15 protein-coding genes, 1 tRNA gene and 1 pseudogene are annotated in these 22,945 nt (G+C 72.6%); 11 read left to right on the top strand and 6 right to left on the bottom strand.

Annotation, left to right across the window (positions count from 1 at the left end; all coding sequences use genetic code 11):
* Positions 1-1,268: DEAD/DEAH box helicase (locus QM611_RS04695; protein WP_415078743.1), on the bottom strand; the 1,268-nt coding region annotated here is incomplete at its 3' end.
* 168 nt (positions 1,269-1,436) lie between these two features.
* Here QM611_RS04695 and QM611_RS04690 point away from each other — a divergent pair.
* The gene (locus QM611_RS04690) at positions 1,437-2,150 is read left to right on the top strand and encodes a ferritin-like fold-containing protein (protein ID WP_415078742.1); all 714 of its coding nucleotides are present in this window, start codon (positions 1,437-1,439) and stop codon (positions 2,148-2,150) included.
* 2 nt (positions 2,151-2,152) lie between these two features.
* On the opposite strand, the gene QM611_RS04685 is transcribed toward QM611_RS04690, so the two are convergent.
* Both QM611_RS04685 and QM611_RS04680 read right to left on the bottom strand, forming a co-directional pair.
* On the bottom strand, positions 2,153-2,440 hold the full coding sequence (locus QM611_RS04685; protein ID WP_415078741.1) for a hypothetical protein: 288 nt from the start codon (positions 2,438-2,440) through the stop codon (positions 2,153-2,155).
* A 1-nt stretch (position 2,441) separates the two neighbouring features.
* Entirely contained in the window at positions 2,442-2,666 is a 225-nt protein-coding gene (locus QM611_RS04680; RefSeq protein WP_415078740.1) for a DUF3107 domain-containing protein, read from the bottom strand.
* A gap of 265 nt (positions 2,667-2,931) precedes the next feature.
* On the opposite strand from QM611_RS04680, the gene QM611_RS04675 reads away from it, so the two are divergent.
* Positions 2,932-6,051 (top strand): ATP-dependent helicase, encoded by a 3,120-nt coding sequence (locus tag QM611_RS04675; RefSeq protein WP_415078739.1) that lies wholly within the window; start codon positions 2,932-2,934, stop codon positions 6,049-6,051.
* Complete coding sequence (locus QM611_RS04670) at positions 6,048-9,332, top strand: UvrD-helicase domain-containing protein (protein ID WP_415078738.1); 3,285 nt, start codon at positions 6,048-6,050, stop codon at positions 9,330-9,332. Before QM611_RS04675 ends, QM611_RS04670 begins: the two co-directional genes overlap by 4 nt.
* Positions 9,333-9,582: 250 nt before the next feature.
* Here the strand turns inward: QM611_RS04670 and QM611_RS04665 are convergent, their stop codons facing one another.
* Positions 9,583-10,821, bottom strand: coding sequence for a phosphotransferase (locus tag QM611_RS04665; protein WP_415078737.1), 1,239 nt, complete (start codon positions 10,819-10,821; stop codon positions 9,583-9,585).
* A gap of 63 nt (positions 10,822-10,884) precedes the next feature.
* On the opposite strand from QM611_RS04665, the gene nudC reads away from it, so the two are divergent.
* Both nudC and QM611_RS04655 read left to right on the top strand, forming a co-directional pair.
* Positions 10,885-11,793: an NAD(+) diphosphatase gene (gene nudC / locus QM611_RS04660; protein ID WP_415078736.1), complete on the top strand. Its 909-nt coding sequence runs from the start codon at positions 10,885-10,887 to the stop codon at positions 11,791-11,793.
* Positions 11,790-13,583, top strand: coding sequence for an ATP-dependent helicase (locus QM611_RS04655; RefSeq protein ID WP_415078735.1), 1,794 nt, complete (start codon positions 11,790-11,792; stop codon positions 13,581-13,583). Before nudC ends, QM611_RS04655 begins: the two co-directional genes overlap by 4 nt.
* 792 nt (positions 13,584-14,375) lie before the next feature.
* Here the strand turns inward: QM611_RS04655 and QM611_RS04650 are convergent.
* Entirely contained in the window at positions 14,376-15,707 is a 1,332-nt protein-coding gene (locus QM611_RS04650) for a zinc-dependent metalloprotease (RefSeq protein ID WP_415078744.1), read from the bottom strand.
* Positions 15,708-15,856: 149 nt separating this feature from the next.
* Between QM611_RS04650 and QM611_RS04645 the strand changes: the two genes are divergently transcribed.
* From QM611_RS04645 to QM611_RS04625, 5 genes are all read left to right on the top strand, one after another.
* The gene (locus tag QM611_RS04645) at positions 15,857-16,996 is read left to right on the top strand and encodes a PDZ domain-containing protein (RefSeq protein ID WP_415078734.1); all 1,140 of its coding nucleotides are present in this window, start codon (positions 15,857-15,859) and stop codon (positions 16,994-16,996) included.
* A gap of 48 nt (positions 16,997-17,044) precedes the next feature.
* Positions 17,045-19,933 (top strand): UPF0182 family protein, encoded by a 2,889-nt coding sequence (locus tag QM611_RS04640; protein WP_415078733.1) that lies wholly within the window; start codon positions 17,045-17,047, stop codon positions 19,931-19,933.
* A 218-nt stretch (positions 19,934-20,151) separates the two neighbouring features.
* A tRNA-Met gene (locus QM611_RS04635) sits at positions 20,152-20,225 on the top strand.
* An 84-nt stretch (positions 20,226-20,309) separates the two neighbouring features.
* Positions 20,310-20,438 (top strand): hypothetical protein, encoded by a 129-nt coding sequence (locus tag QM611_RS04630; protein ID WP_415078732.1) that lies wholly within the window; start codon positions 20,310-20,312, stop codon positions 20,436-20,438.
* Positions 20,431-21,237 (top strand): carbon-nitrogen hydrolase family protein, encoded by an 807-nt coding sequence (locus tag QM611_RS04625; protein ID WP_415078731.1) that lies wholly within the window; start codon positions 20,431-20,433, stop codon positions 21,235-21,237. The genes QM611_RS04630 and QM611_RS04625 overlap by 8 nt, the downstream gene beginning before the upstream one ends.
* Before the next feature lie 21 nt (positions 21,238-21,258).
* On the opposite strand, the gene QM611_RS04620 is transcribed toward QM611_RS04625, so the two are convergent.
* Entirely contained in the window at positions 21,259-22,458 is a 1,200-nt protein-coding gene (locus QM611_RS04620) for an aminotransferase class I/II-fold pyridoxal phosphate-dependent enzyme (RefSeq protein ID WP_415078730.1), read from the bottom strand.
* 97 nt (positions 22,459-22,555) lie between these two features.
* Between QM611_RS04620 and QM611_RS04615 the strand changes: the two are divergent.
* Positions 22,556-22,945 (top strand): annotated as a pseudogene (locus tag QM611_RS04615) (hypothetical protein); the annotation flags it as partial.

The raw sequence follows: 22,945 nt of genomic DNA, 5'->3' as shown, positions 1-22,945 counted from the left end.
CGGGTGGCGCCCGCGCCCGCGCCCTCGGCCGCGGCGTCGGCGGCACGGGCGGGCTGCGCGCGGTGCGGCTGCGACTTCGGAGCCGTCGCGATGCGCCCCTTCGTGCCGGCGGGGATGTCGAGGTCCTCGTACAGGTGCGGGCTCGACGAGTACGTCTCCACCGGCTCGGGCTGGCCGAACTCGAGCGCCCGGTTGATGAGCGCCCACTTGTGCAGGTCGTCCCAGTCCACGAACGTCACGGCGATGCCGGTCTTGCCCGCGCGGCCCGTGCGGCCGACCCGGTGCAGGTACGCCTTCTCGTCGTCGGGGATCGTGTGGTTGATCACGTGCGTGACGTCGTCGACGTCGATGCCGCGCGCGGCGACATCCGTCGCGATCAGCACGTCGCGCTTGCCCGACTTGAACGCCGCCATCGAGCGCTCCCGCGACTCCTGGCTCATGTCGCCGTGCACGGCCGCGGCGTTGAAACCGCGGTCGCTCAGCTCGTCGACGAGCTTTTGCGCGGCGCGCTTGGTGCGCGTGAAGATGACGGTCTTGCCGCGCCCCTCGGCCTGCAGGATGCGCGAGACGACCTCGTCCTTGTCGAGGGAGTGCGCGCGGTACACGAGGTGGCGGATGTTCGCCTGCGTGAGCCCCTCGTCGGGGTCTGTCGCCCGGATGTGGATCGGGTTCGACATGAAGCGCCGCGCCAGCGCCACGATCGGGCCGGGCATCGTCGCCGAGAACAGCTGCGTGTGGCGCACCGCAGGCACCTTCGAGAAGATCTTCTCGATGTCGGGCAGGAACCCGAGGTCGAGCATCTTGTCGGCCTCGTCGAGCACGACCTCGGTCGCGTTCGAGAGGTCGAGCAGGCGCTGGTTCGACAGGTCGATGAGCCGCCCGGGCGTGCCGACGACGATCTGGGCGCCGGCCCTGAGCTGCTCGATCTGCCCCTCGTACGCCTTGCCGCCGTAAATCGCGACGACGCTGGTCGGCCGGTTCTCGGTCAGCATGTCGATGTCCTCGTAGACCTGCACCGCGAGCTCGCGCGTCGGCACGACGACGAGGGCTTTCACGCCCGGCGCCGGGTCGAGGCCCAGTCGCTGCACGACGGGGATGCCGAAGCCGAACGTCTTGCCGGTGCCGGTCTTGGCCTGGCCGATGATGTCCTGCCCGGGAAGACCGAGGGGGATCGTCTGCTCTTGGATGGGGAAGGCGTCCACGATGCCGCGCGATGCGAGGGTGTCGACGATGTCTTGGTCGACGCCGAGGTCGGCGAACGAGGTCATAGCTGTTGCAGCCCGTCCGGCAGTGAGATCCTGCCTTGTGACGCCCGCGGACCCGGTTCGGGCCTCGTGGGGCTTAAGCGGTCCACGCCGTCTACTCATCCACGGGCGCGGGGTCCCGATCCTGTGCCGGGGCCGTACCAGCCTAGCGTGTCGGTCTAGGCTGATGCCGTGGTCAGGTGGTTCTGGCAGCGCCGCCCGGAGGGCGCGACCCTGCAGTTGCGGGCGCGGGGCGATCTCGGCGACGCGCATCGGGTCGATTTCGAGGAGCTGGCGCCCGACGTCGACACGTTCCTCGGGCAGGCGGCGTACCTGCAACTGGGCTACTTCGAGACCCTCAGCGAGCTGATCGCATCCACTCCCGAGCTGGCGGAGAAGGCGGCGCTGTCCCGCGCCGCCGGCGCCGCGCTGGACAAGCACGAGGGGCTCGTCGCGCTCATCCGCGAGCGCGGTGGCGACCCGACCGCCGTGATGCTGCCGTTTCGCGAGGAGCTCGACGCGTTCCGGCGGGCGACGCACGGTGTGCGGCCGCAGGAGACGATGCTGTCGGTGCACATCACGGCGGGCATGCTCGACGACTTCTACTACGCGCTCGCCGCCAGCTATGGCGACACCGGCCGGCGTGTGGCGCGCATCCTGCACGCCGACGACGACCGCCAGGCGATCGTCGACCTCCTGGTCGCGATGATCGCGAGCGATCCGGAGTGGCGGTCGCTGCTCGCGATGTGGGGTCGGCGGCTGGTGGGCGACACGCTGCTGGTCGCACGGTCGGCGCTGCGTGGCGGCCGGCTCGGCGCGGCAGGCGAGAAGAAGGTGGAGCCGGTGTTCACCGACCTGATGGGAGCCCATGCGCGGCGGATGGACGCGATGGGCCTCGCTGCCTGAGCTCAGGCGATCTTGAGGCGCTCGCGCTCGCGACGGTCGTGGGCGAGCCGCGCCCGCGAGAGCACAGCGACCGACAGCCACACGACGGCGATCGGCGCGGCGAGCGACGCGAGCCAGATCCAGCCGGTCTGCTCCATGCCCAGCCACGTGAAGGCGAGCCACACGCCGCCGCCGACGACGGCGCCCAGAGTCGCGCCGACCGCGCTGCCGCGCGTGTCGCGGTGCGGGAGCGTGAAGTGGACGACGAGGCCGACGACGGCCCCGAAGATCAGCGCCAGCAGGATGAGCATGTCAGGCGACGAAGCCCACGCGGCGCGATTCCTCGCTGCCGATCTCGACGTAGGCCAGGCCCGACGTGGGCACGATGTACGAGTTGCCCTTGCTGTCGGCGAGCACGACGTGCGTGGCCGCCGAGTCCAGGGCCGTGGCGATCGCCTTTTTCACGGCCTCTGCGCTCTCGTTGGTGTCGAAGCTGAGTTCGCGGCCGGTGTTGGCGATGCCGATGCGGATCTCCACGGATGTCCCCTTCTGGCTGGCGTGCAGGCGCTTCAAACTCTACGACACGCGTGGGCCGCCGGGGTTCGCGCGGCACTCGCCGATGGCGAACACCCTCGGCGTCGCGCTTGTTGTCTGTCCCCACTCACGCTCTGATCTCCGTCGTGATCAAAGCGTGAGCGCCGCCGGGGTTCACGCTCTGATCTCGGTGAGGATCAGAACGCGCGGCGACGGGGAGTGTCGGAGCACTTCGATAGTTTGTCCGGGGACATCGGGAGGGGTGCGCGTGGAGTGGGATGCCGGACAGAGCGCCGTCCTCGCGCTCGCGCCGACCGCGTCCGGCGTGATCGTCGGCGCGCCCGGATCGGGCAAGACAGAGCTCGTCGTCGAGCGCGCGCGCCGACTGGTCGATGCCGGCCTCGACCCCGACGCGCTCCTCGTGCTCACGCCGACGCGCCAGACGGCGACGGCGCTGCGCGACCGCCTCGCGCTCGCGGTCGGCCGTGCCACGTCGGGCCCGCTCGCCCGCTCGGTCGCCTCGTTCGCGTTCCAGCTCGTGCGCGCCGCCGAAGTGCGCGCCGGCAACGAGCCGCCCCAACTGCTCACCGGCGGCGACGAGGACCAGATTCTGCACGACCTGCTGGAGGGAGATCGGCTCGACGAGCAGCAGGGCCTGGGGCGCTGGCCTGACTGGCTGCCCGCAGACATCCGCTCCACGAAGGGGTTCCGCGACGAGCTGCGCGCGTTCCTCGCCGAGTGCACAACACTCGGCATCGAGCCCGATCGGCTGCGCGCGCTGGCCGACGAGCACGAGGTCAACGCGTGGCGCGCCCTCGCCTCGTTCCAGCGCGAGTACCACGGTGTGCGGGCCGGCCTGCGCGGAGCGCACCGCGACTCGGCGGGCCTCGTGCGCGAAGCGCTCGGGCTCGTTCGCTCCGACGCGGCCGGCCTCGGGCCCTTCTCGGGCCTGCGCGCCGTGCTCGTCGACGACGCGCAAGAGCTGACGCTCGGCGGGATCGAGCTGCTCGAGGCGTGCGCCGCGCGCGGCGTCGCGGTGCTCGCCGCGGGCGACCCCGACATCGGCTCGGGAGCGTTCCGCGGCGCCACCCCCGAGAACTTCGCCCGACTGGCGCGCTCGCTCGGCGGCATCCACCCGCTCACGGGTCAGCATCGCGGCACCGCAGCGCAGACGGCCCTGGCGCGCGACGTGACGCAGCGCATCGGCGCGGTCGGCGTGGTCGCCCACCGCGCCGCGCCGCGGGCCGTCGCGCCAGACGGAACCGTGCGCGCCCTGGTGACGCGCTCGCCGTCGGAGGAGTACGACGCGATTGCGAGGCTCCTGCGGGAGCGGCACGTGCACGACGGCGTGGCGTGGTCGGAGTGCGCGGTCATCGCGCACGACACTCGGCAGGTCGTCGCGTTGGAGGCGGAGCTCGCCGCCCGCGATGTGCCCACTCGCGCGGCGGGCCCGGGGCGGCCGCTCGGCACGCTCGCCCCGGTGCGCGACCTGCTGCTGTTCATCGAGCTGGCGTTGTCCGACCCCGCGCAGTGGTCCCCCGAGCTGGTGTCGGGCGTGCTGGGCGGAAGCGCCGGCGGACTGGACCCGATCGCGCTGCGCCGGCTGCGCTCGAGCCTGCGGCACGAGGAGCTCGCCGCAGCCCCGTCCGCGCCGCGGTCCGGGCGCGAACTGCTGGCCTCGGCGTTGGCGCATCGCGCCGAGTTCCTGAAAGTCGACTCGCGCGAGGCGCGGCGCGCGGCGCGCGTGTCCGAGACGATCGAGAAGCTCCGCGACCAGTGGGAGCGCGGCGCGACCGTGCATGAGCTGCTGTGGCTGGTGTGGGAGCGCGCCGGGCTGGAGCGCGCGTGGGGCGAGGCGGCACGTGGAACGGGACCGCTCGCCGACCAGGCGGGGCGCGACCTGGATGCCGTCGTCGCGCTGTTCCAGGCGGCGAAGCGATTCGTCGAGCGCCGCGGGGAAGAGCTCGTGCCCGGCGACGCGATGGTGTTCGTCCGCGGCATCCGCGATTCGGATGTCGCGGAAGACCGCCTGGGCGCGCCCGAGCGCGCCGCCGCCGTGCGCGTGCTGACACCCGCCGCGGCGATCGGCCTGGAGTTCGACACCGTCGTCGTGGCCGGGGTGCAGGACGGCGTGTGGCCGAACACGCGGCTGCGCGGAAGCCTGCTGGAGACGTGGCGGCTCGCGAGCGCCGCCGCCCCGATCGCCGACCGCGGGGCGGCGGCCCTCGGCATCCTGGATCGTCGCCGCGGGGCGATGCACGACGAGCTGCGGTTGTTCGTGCGCGCCGTGTCGCGAGCGCGGAGCCGCCTCGTGGTGACCGCCGTCGACGACGACGACAGCGGCCCGAGCGTGCTGTTCGAACTGCTCGGCGAGGCTGAACAGGCGACGCGGGCGATGGAGCATCCGCTGTCGCTGCGCGGGCTCGTGGCACGGCACCGGCGCGCCTTGACTGACCCCGCGGCGCTCCCGCGCGAGCGCGCGGTCGCTCCGGGCCAGCTCGCCCTGCTCGCCGAGGCGGGCGTGCCCGGCGCCGCCGTCGCGCAGTGGTACGGGATGCGCGAGCCGACCACCGACGCGCCGCTGCGCGACCTCAGCCGCGAAGACGTGCGCGTCTCGCCGTCGCGGCTGCACGCTCTGGAGGAGTGCGAGCTGAACTGGGCCATCGGCGACCTCGGCGGCGACGCCGGGGGCGCGGCGACGGGGCTCGGCACGATCATCCACTCCGCGCTCGAGCACGCCACCGGGCCGGGTGAGGAGGCGCTGTGGCGCGTGGTCGAGGCCCGGTGGGGCGAGCTCGAGTTCGAGTCGGCCTGGCGCGCCCGCGCGGAGTGGGCGAGGGCGCGCGACCTGGTGCGCCGACTCGACCTGTACTTGCGGCGCTTCGAGGACGAGGGCGGGCGGCTCATCGGCGCCGAGCCGCACTTCGAGGTGGCGATCCCGCTCGACGACGGCGAGGCGTTCGACCACGGCGTCGTGCTCAGCGGCTACATCGACCGCGTCGAGCTCACGCCCGAGGGGTCGGTGGTGATCGTCGATCTCAAGACCGGCAAGAGCGAGCCGACCTCCGATGCCAAGGTCGCCGACAATCCGCAGCTCGCCGCGTACCAGCTCGCGTTCGAGTCGGGCGCGATCGGGCAGGCCGCCGGCCTTCCCTCCGGCGGCGCCAAGCTGCTGGTGTTGAGCACCGGCTCCTCGAAGCCGTACGCCACCCCGTGCCAGCCGCCGTTCGACGACGACACGCGCGCCGCGTTCGTAGGCCGCGTGCGCGCCGCAGTGTCGGTCATGCGCGGCGCCGCATTCGCGGCTCCCTACGAGGAGCACTGCCGAGACGACTACTCGCACGGGCTGTGCCGCATCCACACGGTGAAGGCCGTGAGCGCGTCATGACGGCGCTGTCGGCCGCTGTCGTCGCGGCGGCGCTCGGGCAGTTCCCGCCCACCGCCGAGCAGACCGCCGTCATCGAATCGCCCCTTGAACCCGCGCTCGTGGTCGCCGGCGCCGGCAGCGGGAAGACCGAGACGATGGCGGCGCGCGTTGTGTGGCTGGTCGCGAACGGCACGGTGCGCCGCGACGAGGTGCTCGGCCTGACCTTCACCCGCAAGGCCGCGGGAGAGCTCGCCGAGCGCGTGCAGCAGCGGCTGGCCCGCTTGGCGGAGTTCGAACGCCGGGGGCTCATCCCCGCCCTGCCCGAGCTCCACGCCGCCGGGCGGTTGGACGTGTTCTTCGACCTCGAGCAGGCCGGGGGCGGCACCGCCGCCCGCGCGCAGGCGATGGACGACCTGGCGCGCGCGCACGGGCAGTCGGCCGACCGGGCGCCGGACGCCGACGCGCTGCTGCACCGGCCCACGGTGTCGACGTACAACAGCTTCGCCGACGCGGTCGTGCGCGAGCACGCCGTGCGGATCGGACGGGATGCCGAGGCGGCCGTGCTGAGTGAATCGGCGGCGTGGCTGCTCATGCGGCGCGTCGTGCTCGACTCCGACGACGAGCGGCTCGAAACTCGCGACGAGGCGCCGCGGAGCATCATCGACGGCGCACTGCGCATCGCCCGCGACGGAGTGGACAACCTCGTCGACCTCGACGCGCTGGCGGCGTTCGCCGACGGCTTCGCCGACGTGCTCGAGCGACCGTCGACGCGCAAGGGCACGTCGGTGTACGCCGACGTGGCGAAGGCCGCCGAGAAGGTCGGCGGGCTGGGCGTGCTCGTCGGCCTCGCGCGCGAGTACGACGCGCGAAAGCGTCGGCTGGGCGTGCTCGACTACGCCGACCAGGTGGCGGGCGCGCTCGAGGTGGCGCGCAGCCATCCCGCCGTCGTCGCCGAGCTGCGCGAGCGGTTCCGTGTCGTGCTGCTCGACGAGTACCAGGACACCTCGGTCGTGCAGACCGGCCTGCTCGCGGAGCTTTTCCGGGGCACGGCCGTCATGGCCGTCGGCGACCCGCACCAGGCGATCTACGGCTGGCGCGGCGCGAGCGCCGGCAACCTGGGCGGGTTCGCCCGGGCGTTCGCAGGGCCCGCGGGCGAGCCGGGCGCCTACTCGCTGCTCACCAGTTGGCGCAACAGCCGTCGTGTGCTGGATGCCGCCAACGCGGTGCTGCGCCCGCTCGCGGTCACTGCGCCCGTGCCCGTGCGCGAGCTGCGGCCGCGCCCGAACGCGCCGGCCGGCCATGTCGAGCTCGCCTTCGACGCCGACATCGACGCCGAGGCCGACCGGGTAGCGGCGTGGTTCGAGCGCGTGCGCGGGCGCCGCCGCGCCTCCGGCCGCGGCACGAGCGGGGCTGTGCTGTTTCGCAGCAAGAAGCACATGGTCCGGTTCGGCGACGCGCTGGGCGCCCGCGGCATCCCGCATCGCATTCTGGGCCTGGGCGGGCTGCTGTCCACCCCGGAAGTCGTGGACGTCGTCGCGGCTCTGCGGGTCATCAGCGATCCGACCGCGGGGTCGGCGCTCATTCGCCTGCTCGCCGGCCCGCGCTGGGCGATCGGGCTCGCCGACCTGCGCGTGCTCAGCCAGCTCGCCCGGCGCATCGCGAGGCACGACAGCGCGCTGCAGCCGCTCGCCCCCGAGGTCGCCGAGCGCGTCCGCCAGTCGTCGGGCGACGAGCAGGGGTCGCTGATCGACGCGCTCGACTTCGTGCTGCGGCATCCTCTCGACCACGGCTGGCTGGCGGCGTTCACCCCCCAGGCGCGCGAGCGGCTGCGCGAGGCGGCGGCCGTGTTCGACGGGCTGCGCCGCGCGTCGAGCCTGCCCATCCCCGATCTCGTGCGACTCATCGAGCTCGAGCTGCGCCTGGATATCGAGCTGGCCGCGAACGAGAGCCGCGGCCCCGCGCGCACCGCGTCGGCGCAGCTGCGCGCTTTCACCGACGAGCTGCACGCGTTCCTCGCCACCGACGAGGCGGGCTCGCTGCCGAGCCTGCTGGCGTGGCTCGACCACGCGGAGCGGCTGGACGAGTTCGCGCCGCGCACCGAGCCGCCGGAAGACGATGTGGTGCAGCTGCTCACGATCCATGGCTCCAAGGGCTTGGAGTGGGACGCGGTGGCCGTCGTCCGCCTCGTCGAGGACGAGCTGCCCACGAAGGCGAAGGACACGAGGGGATGGCTGTCGTTCGGCGTGCTGCCGTACGAGTTCCGCGGCGACGCGGCGTGGCTGCCGCGGCTGGCGTGGTCGCGCGACCAGGTGCCCACGCAGCAAGACCTGCGAGACGCGTTAGGCGCGTTCGTCGAGGCGAACAAGGCGCGGCAGCGCGAGGAGGAGACGCGGCTCGCCTACGTCGCCGTGACCCGTGCCCGTGACCACCTGCTGCTGACCGGCTCGAGCTGGGCGGGCACGAAGAGGCCGCGGCGGCGGTCGGCGTTCCTGGACGCGATCGCCGAAGAGCTGGGCGTGCAGCTTCCCGCGCACGAAGCGGGCGACGACCCGTACACGGGGGAGCGGAGGATGCTGCAGTGGCCCATCGATCCGCTCGGCGCGAGGCGCGAGGCGGTGGCCGCCGCCGCGGCGCTTGTAGACGCGACCGAGCCCGCGGAGCCCGAGGCCGACCTCGCGCTGCTGCTGCGCGAGCGCGCCGAGCGCAGCGCGCCTGCGACCGCGGTCGCGCCGGCGAGGATCCCGGCATCCCGCTACAAGGACTTCGTCGCCGACTACGCGGCGGCGGCCGCCGATCTGGCGCGGCCGATGCCCGAGCGCCCCTATCCGGCGACGCGGATCGGCACGCTGTTCCACGCGTGGGTTGAGGAGCGGTCGGGGCTGAGCGGTCGCGGCGGGTCGATCGACGACGGGCTCTGGGAAGCAGGCGAGGATGACGCCTCCTCGGCGTCGGCTCACGACTCGGCGCGGCTCGCCGAGCTCAAGCAGGCGTTCTTGCGGTCGGAATGGGCGGGCCTTCAGCCCATCGAGGTCGAGACCGAGATCGACTTCACGCGCATCGGCCCGGACGGCCGCGAGCACATCGTGGTCTGCAAGCTCGACGCCGTCTACCGGCGGGGCGAGCGCATCGAGATCGTGGACTGGAAGACGGGCAAGCCGCCGCGCACCGCCGCGGAGCGCAAGGAGCGGATGCTGCAGCTCGACCTGTACCGCGAGGCGTACCACGCCAAGCACGGCGTGCCGCTGGCCGACATCGACGTCGCCCTGTTCTACGTCGGCGACAACTTCACCCTCCGCGGTTAGTCCGGCCGCCCGCCGGCCCCTGACCCCCGGCCACTGAGCTTGTCGAAGGGCGCCCGCGCTCCCCGGCCGCCCCGCGAGCCGAAGGCGAGACGAAACGCGCCGAGCTGCGCCATCCGCGTTCGCCAGATCAGGCGATTTCGCGGAGTCAGGACACCGCGCGACGGATCGGCCTGACTACGCGAGATCAGGAGATTTGGCGCAGTCCGTCGGGCCCCTCGATAAGGTCAGGGGTCGGAGGCGCGGGCTCCGACTACTCGGATGCCGCCCAGCGGCGCAGCGCCTCGCGCGACGCGCGCTCGGCCTCCTCGGCGGCGACCAGCGGGTCGGCATCGTCGCGCTCGGCGCGCTCCTCGGCCCACGCCACCAGGTCGATCGGGCCGGTCTCGCCCTCGTCGGCCGGTGCCTCGGCGGCATCCTGCCCGCTCTCGTCGGCCACGTACTGCGCGAGCTCCTCGGGGTCGTACGCGTCGGTGTGCATCGATGTGTCGACGTCGGAGGCGGCCGGCGGCTCGAGGTCGAGGATCGCGAGCGCGTCGTCGAGGGGCTCGCCCAACGCGTGCGGCACGAGGTCGTCGTCGTGCACGGTGTCGGCCAACGACTCGAGCAGCGCGACGGCGTCGTCGACGATGCTGGCGTCGCGCAGCTCGGCGCCGTGCACGAGCCACCGCGCGAACTCCAGCTCGGCGTGCAGCCGCGACCGCGAGCGCAGCAGGGCGTCGGGGGAGCGGTGGGCGGCCCGGTGGTACGCGTCGAACACGTCGTCCGCCGCGTCGGGCGCCGAGGCCAGCCATCCCAGGTCCACCGCCGGGTCGCCGACCGACAGCCCGTGCCAGTCGAGGATGCCGGTCACCGTCGGGCCCGCCTCGGTGTCTTGGAAGACGAAGGATGTCGCGCCCGCGCCGCCGAGGACAACGGTCGGCTCGAACCGCCACACGTCGTCGGAGGCCACGGCCCCGCGCCAGCGGGCCATGAGCGTGCGCGGCACGCGGTCGATCGCGTCGGCGCGGTCGAGGAGGGCGGCCGTGTCGGCGCGCAACTCCTCCGGCGTGCGCACGGGCAGCCCCTCCGAGCGGGCCACGGTCGCCGGGAGCGCGTGCACGGATGCCAGCGCCTGGCCGATCGAGACGGCTGCGCCGGGCCCGCCGGGCACGTGCGCCGCCTCGACCTGGTAGCCGGGCAGCAGATCGGTGACCACGGCGTGGGCATCGCGCAGCCGCGCGTCGCCGAGCACGCGCGGCGCCCGCACCCCGAGCAGCTCGCGCACGCCGGGCGTGAGGGCACGCAGCGCGAGCGCCTCGGCGGCGAGATCTCGGGCGGCCTCCTCGTCGACGGGAACCCGGATCACCGCGTCGCGCTCGTCGTCGAGCACGAGCACCGCGGAGTCGTAGCGTCCGGCGCTGTTCGTCGTGAACGGGCCGGCCGCGACCACGCCGACCCGGGGCAGGGCCGCCGACGCGGCCGCGGCTAGAGTGAGGGGTGAGCGTGTCATGCCCCCAGGGTAGGTGTGGCCCGCGCGAGCGCCCCCGCGCCACGCCCGCGAGAGAGGTAGTCGATGTCCGCGCAGCCGCCCCCGCTCGCTCGCGCGCTGATCGACCGCGCCGCGGGGGAGCGCCTCCGTGCTGGCCTCCTCGACGACGCGCGCGCCGACCCCGCAGCGCGCGTGCTCGTCGTGCGCGGCGACGAGGCGCCCTTGGCCGACCCGTCGCGCGACGCGACGGCGTTGCAGTTCGCGGCGGTCTCCGAAATCCCCGACGGCGCGGTGTGGGCGTTTCTGGGGAGGGATGGCGCCGGCCCCGTGCTGTGCGCCGCGTTCGCCGCCGGCGCGCCCGACCCGGTCGCGGCGCCGGGTGGCTGGGCCGGCCTGCGCGAAGTGGGGGGCGACCTCGACGACGCCGACGCCGGCGTGTTCGTCGAGGCGCTGTCGCTGGCGCGCTGGCTGATCGAGGCCCCGCACTGCCCCGCGTGCGGGGCGCTGGCCGAGGTGGAGACGGCCGGGTGGTCGCGCCGCTGCACGGCGTGCGGGCGCGAGCACTTCCCGCGCACCGACCCCGCGGTGATCGTCGCGGTCGAGAGCGAGGACGGCGAGCGGCTGCTGCTCGGGTCGAACGCGCTGTGGGGCCAAGACCGCTACTCGTGCTTCGCCGGGTTCGTCGAGGCCGGCGAGTCGCTCGAGGCCGCCGTGGCCCGCGAGGTCGAGGAGGAGTCCGGCATCCGCGTCGCCTCGTCGTCGTACCGCGGGTCGCAAGCGTGGCCGTACCCGCGCTCGCTCATGCTCGGCTTCCGCGCGCGCGCCGTCGCCGACCGCGACGCACGCGCCGACGGCGAGGAGATCGTGCAGGTGCGCTGGTTCGAGCGCGCCGAGATCCGCGTCGCGTTCGCCGGCGGCTCCGACGTCACGTTGCCCGGCAGCGCGTCGATCGCGCACGCGCTGATCCGCGAGTGGGCAGAGGAACGCGAATGACGGCCGATCCGCTGGCCGGCCTCGACGAGCGCCAGCGCGAGGCGGCCACGACGCTGCGCGGCCCCGTGTGCGTGCTGGCCGGCGCGGGCACCGGCAAGACGCGCGTCATCACACACCGCATCGCGCACGGCGTGGACACCGGGGCGTACTCGCCGAGCCGCGTGATGGCCGTCGCCTTCACGGCCAAGGCGGCCGGCGAGCTGCGCGGCCGGCTGCGCGCGCTGGGCGTGCCCGCAGTCGCGGCCCGCACGTTCCACTCCGCCGCGCTTGCCCAGCTGTCGTACTTCTGGCCCACGCTCGCGGGAGACTCGGCCCCTTCGCTCATCGACAACAAGGTGCGCTTGCTCGCGCACGCCGCCGACGGGCTCGGCATCCGCGCCGACACGGCGACCCTGCGCGACGTCGCCAGCGGCATCGAATGGCGCAAGGTCACGATGCGCTCGATCGACGACTACGCCCGCGACCGCCCGGCGGCCATCGGCAACCTCCCCCTCGACGCGGTCGTCGGCCTGCATCGGGCGTACGAGAAGCTGAAGGACGAGCGGCGCCAGCTCGACTTCGAGGACGTGCTGCTCGCGTGCGCCGGCATGCTCGAGGCGGAGCCGCGGGTAGCGAACCAGGTGCACGAGCAGTACCGCCATTTCACCGTCGATGAGTACCAGGACGTCTCGCCGCTGCAGCAGCGGCTGCTCGAGCTGTGGCTGGGCGACCGCGGCGACCTGTGCGTCGTCGGCGATGCGAGCCAGACCATCTACTCGTTCGCCGGCGCCGACGCGCGGTTCCTGCTCGGCTTCGCCTCCCGCCATCCCGACGGGCGCGTCGTGCGCCTGGAGGCGAACTATCGATCGGATGCCGCGATCCTCGCGGTCGCGAACGCGCTCATGCGCGACCGCGCGGGCGCACTGCAGCTTGTCGCCGCGCGGGGTGAGGCACTGTCGCCCCGGCCCGTCGTCACCGACCACGACGACGACGAGGCGGAGGCGGCGGGGGTCGCGAGCGCCGTCGCCGCCCAGCTCGCGTCGGGCGTCGACGCGCGCGAGATCGCCGTGCTGTACCGCGCGCACGCGCAGTCCGGCCTCCTGCTGCAGGCGCTGGCAGATCGCGGGGTCGCCGCGACCGTCCTCGGCGGCAAGCGCTTCTTCGACCTGCCGGAGGTGCGCCAAGCGATCATGGCGCTGCGTGCCGCGTCCGTCGCCCCGATCGAGACGACGTTCATCGACACCGTGCGCGACGTGCTGCGCTCGCTCGGCCACACCGACCAGGCTCCTCCCGCCGGCGGCGCGCTGCGCGACGCGTGGGAGGCCCGCGCCGCGCTCATGCGCTTGGCGGAGTCGGCGGGGCAGGGCGCGACGCTGCGGGCGTTCACCGACACGCTCGTGGCACGGGCGAAAGACCAGCACGAGCCGGCTCTGGGCACCGTGACGCTGTCGACCCTGCACGCCGCCAAGGGGCTGGAGTGGCCGCACGTGCACATTGCCGGGCTGTCGGAGGGGCTCCTTCCCATCTCGTACGCGACGACGCTCGAGCAGGTCGACGAGGAGCGGCGGCTCGCCTACGTCGGGATCACGCGGGCCGGGCGAACTCTCTCACTCTCGTGGTCGCGGGGTCGAGGTCGCTCGCCGCGGTCGCCGTCGCGATTCCTTGCGGAAATTGGCACGCGCACTCTGGATGAGGCGCGTGGCTGCGCCACTCCCGGCGGATCGAGTCGGAGCGGAGCGCAACGGAGTGCTCGCGCCGCGCCGTCGTCCCACGCACGGGCGCACCGGGCTTCGGGCCCTCGCCCCGAATGAGGCGGGCGGCCAGGTGGCCCGCCTCGAACGCCAGCACGCGGCTCACGTGGGCGGGCGCCCGCCCGAGAAGCTGCACGAACAGCATCGGCCAGGCCGGATCGTTGTCACGCCGGTGCGCCTCGACGCACGCCAGGCACGCGGTCTGGCCGCCCACGACGAGCGGGCCGATCTCGGCGCCGGCGGCGGTGAACACGATCGGCAGGTGCGGAGCGTCGTCCTGCATCGCGGCCCGCGCCCGGTCGGGCGAGACCACGTGGTGGGCGACCAGCACGCGCGTGAGCGAGCGGTCTTCGATGCGGGGCGTGCGGTCGCGCCCGTCGACGAGGTCGACGTCGATGCCGGTCGCCGCGAGCGCCTCGCGCACGTCGTCGGTCGCCGGATCGCCCGGCTCGGCCTCCATGACGACGCGCAGCGGCGCGGCATCCGGCAGCGTCCGGATGACCGGGCGCAGCAGCGCGAGGAAGCCGCGCACCTCGGCGACGGTCGCGCCCGCCGCGGTGGCGAGCACTTCGGCGGCGTGCAGATGGATGCCGCGCTCCAGCTCGTCGACGAGGAGCTGCTGCCACGGCGGCGGGTCCTCGACGATCGTGACGGGGTCGACGCCGAACTGGAGCGTGCGCGCGTCGCGCCAGAGCGGAGGAGCGGCAGGGTCGAGGCGCAATCGGGTCATGCGCCGATTCTCGCAAGCCGGTCAGACACCGCGGGGGTTATCCACAGGCATGCCCGGCCAGGAGCCGCCTTCGTGGGCTTGTGCAGGAACAGAGCGCGCGCATCGGCGGGCTGTGGCCGGGGTCAGACCGGGCGCGGGTCCTCCGAAGGGCTGTCCCCGTCTTCGGCGCCGCCGGCCTCGCCCGACAGCAGCGCCTCCAGCGCGTCGTCGAACGCGTCGCGCGCGGGCTCCTCGCCGCGCGCGCGAGCCTCGAGCCGGGCGATGAGCGCGGCGGGGTCGTCGATGTCCTCGGACGAGGGCATGAAGTCGGGGTAGTCCCACAGCGCGTCGCGGGCGTCGACCCCGACCGCGTCGGTCACCGCGCGCCACATCGCCGCGGCCTCGCGCAGCCGTCGCGGCCGCAGCTCGAGTCCGACGAGCGAGCCCAGCGCCTGCTCCGCCGGCCCGCCGACGGCGCGCCGGCGACGGGCCGCCTCGGCGATGCGGTCCGCGTGCGGCAGGCGGCCGGTGGCATCCGCCGTCACGACGTCCACCCAGCCCTCGATCGTCGCGAGCAGGTTCTCCAGGCGCGCGAGCGCCGCGTTCTGGGCGTCTGTGCGCGTGGGCAGCAGCGCGCCGCTTTCCAGGGCCGCGCGCAGCTCCTCCGGCTCGTTCGGGTCGAAGCGCGACGCCAGCTCCTCGAGCGCCTCGGTGTCGACGTCGATTCCCCGCGCGAAGTCGGTCACTTGCGAGATGACGTGCAGGCGCAGCCATTTCGCGTGCCGGAACAGGCGCGCGTGCGCGAGCTCGCGTGCCGCCAGGTAGAGCGCCAACTGGTCTTGCTCGACCTCGAGGCCGGTCGCGAAGTCGGCGAAGTTCTGGGGGAGGATCGCGGCGGCGCCGGCGGGCATCACCGGGATGCCGACCTCGCCGCCGCTGACGACCTCGGTCGACAGCCGGCCCACGACGTGCCCGAGCTGGGTGGCGAACAATGTGCCGCCGATGCCGCGCATGAGCCGGCCCGCGCCCGCCACCACGCCCTGCAGCTCCTCGGGCGCCTGCTCGCTGAGCGTGCGCGTCAGCGCGTCGGCGATGCTCGTGGCGACCGGCTCGGCGAGCTCTTGCCACACCGGCAGGGTCGCCTCCACCCACTGGCCGCGGGTCATCGCCCGCGGCGGCTCGGACAGCTCGGAGATCGCCGTCGCCTCGCTCACCCACAGGGAGGCCAGCTGGAACGCCTGGCCGAGGTCGGACCTCTGCCCGTCGGTCACGCCCAGGCTCGACTGGTTGGCGATGTGCAGCGCCTGGCGCTGCGCGACATCCCACGAGATCCCGCCGTCGCCCGCGTTCGCGAAGGCGCTCTGCAGGTGCTGCATGACCGTCGACATCATCGCGGGGTCGATCGGTAGCCCCGACAGGCGCGAGAGCTGCTCGGGGTCGAGGTTCGCCCCCGACGCGCCGAATAGCTGCCGCATCAGCTCTTGGAACTCGTCCTCGGGGCTGCGGTCGTCGTCATCAGCCACTTCAGCCGCCTTTCAGCCGGTTGCGTCCTACGCTAGTCGCACGAGTCCTCGCACTCTCGGGCCTGCTTACGCCGGTCGCGAACGAACCGGAAGGCGGAGCTGTGGCGCTGTTCGACGAGCCAGTCGAGATCGTGCCCGCGCGTCGTCGGCGCCGCGCGCCCCGCGGCATGGTCGGCGGCATGTGGGCGCTCGTGCTCGCGCTCGCCGCTCTGCTGGCGATGACATTCCTGCCGACGTCGTTCGTCATCCAGCAGCCCGGCCCGGTCTACGACACGCTCGGCGAGACGGCGGGCCCCGACGGCGAGACGACGCCGCTCATCTCGGTCGAGGGCGCCGAGACGTTCCCGACGGCGGGCTCGCTCGACCTGCTCACGGTGCAGATCGTGGGCAACCGCGAGCGCACGCCCTCGTGGTTCGAGCTCGCCCTGGCGTGGTTCGACCCCGCCCGCGCCGTGATGCCGTTGGAGGCCGTTTTCCCGGCGGGGCAGACCACCGAGCAGCGCGACGAGGAGAGCGCGGCGATGATGGTCGACTCGCAGAAGGAGGCGACGGCGGCCGCGCTGCAAAAGCTCGACTACGACGTGAACAGCCACATCGAGGTGTACGACGTGCTGGAGGATGCCGCGGCCGCCGGCGTCTTGGAGCCCGGCGACACCGTGGTGGAGGCGGATGGCGAGAAGGTCGCCAGCGCAGACGAACTGCGCGAGGCCATCAACGAGCTCGACGGCCAGCCGGTGCCGATCACGATCGAGCGCGACGGGACGCGGCGGGACGTGACCGTGACCCCGAAGCAGGCCGAGGCCGACGGCGAGAAGGTGTGGATCATCGGCGTCACGCTCACCACCGACTTCGACTTCCCCATCGACGTCACCATCCAGCTCGACAACGTGGGCGGCCCGAGCGCGGGCATGATGTTCGCACTCGGGATCATCGACACGCTCACCCCCGGCGAGCTCAACGGCGGCGAGGACATCGCCGGCACCGGCACGATCACCGCGGACGGAGTCGTCGGGGCGATCGGCGGCATCCGGCAAAAGCTCTACGGCGCGAAGAACGCGGGAGCCGACTTCTTCCTCTCGCCGCGCACGAACTGCAACGAAGTGCAGGGCCACGTGCCGGACGGCCTGCGGGTGTTCGCGGTGGACGACCTCGACGACGCGCTCGCCGCGGTGCAGGCGATCGCCGACGGCGGCGACCTCGACGCGCTGCCGACGTGCACCGCGGCCGACCTCGACCCGTAGGCGCTGGCTGTGGGCCTTCGTCCAGAACAGCCTGCCTAGGATGGACGGGTGACCACGACCTCTGCGCCGAACCAGGCCACACCCCGTCGATCCCGCCGCGCCATCGCCATCACGCTCGCCGTGCTGGCCGTTCTCGTCGCGGGCTTCTTCGCTTTCTCGAACCTGTACGCCGACTGGCTGTGGTTCACGCAGCTGGGCTATCAGAACGTCTTGACCACCCAGTGGATCGCGCGCGTGGTGATGTTCGCGATCGGCTTCGTGGGCATGGCGGTGCCGGTGTGGCTCGCCATCCAGCTCGCCTACCGGCTGCGGCCCGTGTACGCGCGGCTGAGCTCGCAGCTCGACCGCTACCAGGAGGTCATCGAGCCGCTGCGCCGTCTGTCGATGTGGGGCATCCCGATCTTCTTCGGCTTCTTCGCCGGCTTCGCCGCCTCCGCCCAGTGGGAGGTGACGTGGCTGTGGCTCAACGGCGTGGCCACCGACACGACCGACCCGCAGTTCGGCATGGACACCGGCTTCTACCTGTTCGGCATGCCCTTCTACAGCGCCCTGCTCGGCTTCGTCTCGGCGACGCTGCTGATCTGCCTCTTGGTGACCGCGGTCGTCGCGTACCTTTACGGGTCGGTGCGGGCCGGCCAGCGCGAGCTGCGCATCTCCAAGGCGGCGCGCATCCAGCTCGCCGTGATCGCGGGGCTGTACCTGCTCGTGCAGGCCGCGAGCATCTGGCTCGACCGCTACAAGACGCTCGTCGAGCAGGGCGACATGATCACCGGGCCCGGATACACGGGTGTGAACGCCGTCATCCCCGGCCAGACGATCCTCGCGATCGCGGCGGTGCTGGTCGCCATCCTCTTCTTCGTCACCGCCTTCGTCGGGCGCTGGCGCTACCCGATCATCGCCACCGCCCTGCTGATCGTCTCGGCGATCGTGGTGCAGGTCGCCTACCCGTGGATCGTCACGACCGTCCAGGTGCGGCCCAACCAGCTGAGCCTGGAAAGCGAGTACTTCCAGCGCAACATCGACGCGACCAAAGCCGCGTACGGCATCGAGGGCCTGGAGAAGACGGAGTTCACGGCGGAGACGGATGCCGAGTCCGGCCAGCTGCGGCAGGACGCCGAGACGACGGCATCCATCCGCATCATGGACCCGGCGATCATCACGCCCACCGTCAAGCAGCTCGAGCAGTACCGCTCGTACTACCAGTTCCAGACGCCGCTGGACGTGGACCGCTACGAGCTCGAGGACGGCACGCAAGACGCCGTCGTGTCGGTGCGCGAGCTCAATCTCACTGAGCTCGGCACGTCGGCGACGTGGCAGAACACGACGGTCGTCTACACGCACGGCTATGGCCTGGTCGCTGCCAAGGGCAACGAGCGCACCGCCGACGGCAACCCGGTGTTCCTCGAGCGCGGCATCCCCGCCACCGGCGCGCTGACCGACATGGAGTTCGAGCCGCGCGTGTACTTCGGCGAGTACTCGCCGACCTATTCGATCGTCGGCGCCCCGAGCGACGGGGCGCCGGTCGAGCTCGACTATCCGCGCGGCACCGACGGCGCCACCAACACCAAGTACACCTTCACCGGCGACGGCGGCCCGAGCATCGGCAACATCTTCAACAAGCTCGTGTACGCGCTGAAGTTCCAGTCCGAGCAGATCATCTTCTCCGACTACGTCAATGACCACTCGCAGATCCTCTACGACCGGCACCCGCTGGTGCGCGTCAAGAAGGCGGCGCCCTACCTCGAGCTCGACAACGACCCGTACCCGAGCGTCGTGGACGGGCGGATCGTGTGGATCGTCGACGGCTACACGACGGCGGCCACCTATCCGTACTCGACGACGGTGAGCCTGGATGCGGCGACGACCGACGCCAACACCACCCAGCCGCGCTTCGCGATCGACAACATCAACTACATCCGCAACTCGGTCAAGGCGACCGTCGACGCGTACTCCGGCAAGGTCACGCTGTACGCGTGGGATCCGACCGACCCGGTGCTCAAGGCGTGGCAGAAGGTGTACCCGTCCTCGCTCAAGCCCATCAGCGCGATGTCCGGCGAGCTGATGAGCCATGTGCGGTACCCGACCGACCTGTTCAAGGTGCAGCGGGCGATGCTTGGCAAGTACCACGTCACCGACGCGGCGTCGTTCTACAGCAGCGACAACCGCTGGGCCACGCCCAACGACCCGCAGGACAAGAACCGGCTGCAGCCGCCGTACTACCTGACGATGAAGATGCCGGGCCAGGAGTCGCCGACGTTCTCGATGTTCACGACGTTCATCCCGCAGGCGACCGGCGCCGGCGCGCGCAACGTGCTGATGGGCTATCTCGCCGTCGACTCGGACGCGGGCTCGGAGGACGGCAAGAAGAAGGCCGACTACGGCACGCTCAGGATGCTGGTGATCGACGCCGAGACGACGGTTCCCGGCCCCGGCCAGGTGCAGAACACGTTCGACGCGAACCCTTCTGTGTCATCGTTCAGCAACCTGCTGAACCAGAACCAGTCGCGCGTGCTCAACGGCAACCTGCTGACGCTGCCGGTCGGCGGCGGCCTGCTGTACGTCCAACCGGTGTTCGTGCAGTCCTCCGGTGGCACGCAGCTGCCGGTGCTGCAGAAGATCCTGGTGTCGTTCGGCAGCCGTGTCGCGTTCGAGGACACGCTCGACCAGGCTCTGGACGAACTGTTCGGCGGCGACTCGGGCGTCAACCTTCCCGACGACGAGAGCACCTCCACGCCGGAGCCGACGCCGGGCGAGACGGAGTCGCCGACCGACCCGACAGCGGAGTACCAGCAGGCGCTGGAGACCGCGCGCCAGGCGCTCCTTGACCGCCAGACGGCGCTCGAGGCCGGCGACTGGACGAAGTACGGCGAGGCCGACAAGCGCCTCACCGACGCTGTCCAGGAGCTCCTCGAGCTGGAGGAGCAGCAGACCGGCTGAGAGCCCGGGCCGCGCTGCGCCTCGGCTCCCGCGAAACCCACCTGCCGCGCTGAGACCCGCCTGCGGCGCTGAGACCCACCTGTGGCGCTGAGACCCACCTGTGGCGCGCGGGTTTCGGCGGCGAGAGTGGGTTTCGGCGGAGGCAGCGGGTTTCGGAGGGGATGCGGCGCCCGGGGCGCGCCGACGCGCGGAACCCGTGCTAGGCTTGATCCTCGTGCCGCGGGGTGGAGCAGCTCGGTAGCTCGCTGGGCTCATAACCCAGAGGTCGCAGGTTCAAATCCTGTCCCCGCAACAAATGGAGAAGGCGTCCCGCAAGGGGCGCCTTCTTCGTTCCGATCGAGTTGCCCGTGCGAGTGCCGCGGGCGAGGATGTGAGCATGGCCCCCGACGAAGACCCGCACGCGGTGGCCGTCGGCCGCGAGTGGATCGGCGTGCTGCAGGAGCGTGGCTCATCGTGCCCGCGATCATCCGCACCACCCGCCGAGGAAGGGAATTGCCATGACTGACTCCTCGGTCGCCGTCGCCGTCGCCCAGTTCGCCCCCGGCGCCGACACGGACGCGAACCTGCGCGAGCTGCGCCGTCTCGCGCAGCGGGCCGTGGACAGGGGAGCGCTACTGGTGGTGTTCCCGGAGTACTCGAGCTACTTCGTCGATCCGATGGACGACACGCTCGCCGTCAACGCGCAAGACCTCGACGGGCCCTTCGTCGCGGCGCTCGTCGAGCTCGCCCGCGACCACGGCATCCACGTCGTCGCGGGGCTCCTGGAGCGCGGCGACGGCCGCCGCGTGCGCAACACGGTCGTGGCCGTCGACGGGACGGGCGTCGTCGCCGTGTACCGCAAGCAGCACCTCTACGACGCGTTCGGGCAGCGGGAGTCGGACTGGATCGAGCCGGGCGCGCTCGACGAGCCGCAGACATTCACGGTCGGATCGCTCACATTCGGCCTCATGACCTGCTACGACGTGCGCTTCCCCGAGCTCGCGCGCACTGTCGTCGACGCCGGCGCCGACGTCGTGCTCGTGCCGGCCGAGTGGGTGCGCGGCCCGCTCAAAGAGCACCACTGGCGCACTCTGCTGCACGCGCGGGCCATCGAGAACACCGTCTACGTGGCGGCAGCCGACCATCCGCCGCCGCTCGGCGTCGGCAACTCGGCGGTCGTGGACCCGCAGGGCGTCGAGGTCGCGACGGTCGGCACGGGGACGGATGTCGCAATCGCCTGGCTGGACAAGGACGCCGTGGAGCGCGTCCGCCGCGTCAACCCGGCACTGCGGCTGCGCCGCTACCGCGTCGAGCCCGGGGATTGAGCCACCGGCCGTTCGGCAGGATCAGCCACCGAGGGCGCCCAGGCGCGACGCCGCCTCCTCGATCACGTCGCGCCGCTTGCACGCCGCGAACCGCACGAGCGTGCCGTACTCGGCGCGCCGCCCTGGCGTCGCGAACGCGGTGAGCGGGATGGCGACGACGCCCGCCCGCTCGGGAAGCATTCGGCAGAACTCGTGGGCGTCGGTCGCGCCGAGCGGAGCGGCATCCACGACCGTGAAGTACGAGCCGGACGGCTTTGAGACCGCGAACCCCGCCGCGGCCAAACCGTCGCCGAGCAGCTCCGCCTTGCCCCGCATGTCGTCGGCGACGCCGGTGAAGTAGGAGTCGGCAAGGCCCAGGCCGACCGCGATCGCCGGCTGGAAAGGCGCGCCGTTCACGTACGTCAAGAACTGCTTCACCGACAGGATCGCGGTCACGAGGTCGGCGGGGGCGGACAGCCATCCGATCTTCCAGCCCGTCGTCGCGAACGTCTTCGCGGCCGACGAGATCGACACTGTCCGCTCGCGCGCGCCCGGCAGCGTCGCCACCGGCGTGTGCGGAACGAACGACAGATGCTCGTACACCTCGTCGGCCACGATCACAGCGTCGTGCGCGTGGGCAAGCTCGACGACCTTGGCGAGCACCTCTCCAGTGAACACCGCGCCGGTCGGATTGTGCGGGTTGTTCACGAGGATGACGCGCGTGCGGTCGGTGACGGCCGCCTCGAGCTCGTCCAGGTCGGGCTGGAAGTCCGGCCAGCGCAGCGGCACCGTCACGAGCGTCGCCCCCGCCAGCGCCACGCACGCCGCGTACGAGTCGTAATACGGCTCGAACACGACGACCTCGTCGTCGCGGCCGTCGACCAGGGCGAGCAGGGTCGCCGCAAGGCCCTCGGTGGCGCCGGCCGTGACCAGGACCTCGCGCTCGGGGTCGGGGGCCAGCCCGTGGAAGCGCCGCTGGTGCTCGGCGATCGCGTCCAGCAGCACCGGCATGCCACGGCCCGGGGGGTACTGGTTCACGCCGTTCGCGATGGCCTCGCGCGCCGCCTCCAACACGTCGTCGGGGCCGTCCTCGTCGGGGAACCCCTGCCCGAGGTTGATCGCGTCGGTGCGGGCCGCGAGAGCGCTCATCTCTGCGAAGATGGTCGGTGCCACGGACCCATCCGGCGACAGGAGCCCTGCTCCCTGAGCGGTTCGGCGCCACGCGCCACTGATGTGCTGCACCAGGTCAGAGTATCCCCATAGGGCCATCCCAACCTCGGCATATGAAACGCACAGCATCGGATCGCACGCTGGGAGAGTCTTGGCAGAAGGAGCAAGAATGACCGATAGCAACGGCGACCGCACCGACGGCACCACCCCCGCGACCGACCGCGACGAGACCGGGATCACGCCGAGCTCGCCGGCCGCGGCGCAGACGCCGCCGGTCCCGCCCGTGCCGCCGGCGTACGCGCAAGGCGCGTCGTCTGGCCAGCCTTACTCTGCCCCGCAGCCGATCGCCCCCCCGTCGGCTGCCCCCCGCCCGACGTACGGCCAGTACGCCGGGCAGCCCGCGCCGTCCGCCTCTGCGCACGGCCATGCGTTCGGCGTGCCCCCAAGCCCCCAAGCGGCGGCCACGCACACGCAACCCACCGCCCCCCTCCCCGGGGCCCCCGCGGGCGGAGCGCCCGCGGCGGCCGTCAAAGAGCGCGGCGGCGCGGGTCGAGTCGTG

The organism is Microbacterium sp. (assembly GCF_047606685.1).
In the GTDB taxonomy this organism is placed as follows: Bacteria; Actinomycetota; Actinomycetes; order Actinomycetales; family Microbacteriaceae; genus Microbacterium.
This window is presented reverse-complemented; position numbering and strand designations above follow the sequence as displayed.

Coding starts and splice junctions, on each gene's coding strand:
- QM611_RS04650 (WP_415078744.1), bottom strand. CDS start 15,707: ATGCGGCAGCTATTCGGCGCGTCGGGGGCGAACCTCGACCCCGAGCAG.
- QM611_RS04630 (WP_415078732.1), top strand. CDS start 20,310: ATGGCCCCCGACGAAGACCCGCACGCGGTGGCCGTCGGCCGCGAGTGG.
- QM611_RS04670 (WP_415078738.1), top strand. CDS start 6,048: ATGACGGCGCTGTCGGCCGCTGTCGTCGCGGCGGCGCTCGGGCAGTTC.
- QM611_RS04655 (WP_415078735.1), top strand. CDS start 11,790: ATGACGGCCGATCCGCTGGCCGGCCTCGACGAGCGCCAGCGCGAGGCG.
- QM611_RS04665 (WP_415078737.1), bottom strand. CDS start 10,821: ATGACACGCTCACCCCTCACTCTAGCCGCGGCCGCGTCGGCGGCCCTG.
- QM611_RS04625 (WP_415078731.1), top strand. CDS start 20,431: ATGACTGACTCCTCGGTCGCCGTCGCCGTCGCCCAGTTCGCCCCCGGC.
- QM611_RS04685 (WP_415078741.1), bottom strand. CDS start 2,440: ATGCTCATCCTGCTGGCGCTGATCTTCGGGGCCGTCGTCGGCCTCGTC.
- nudC (WP_415078736.1), top strand. CDS start 10,885: ATGTCCGCGCAGCCGCCCCCGCTCGCTCGCGCGCTGATCGACCGCGCC.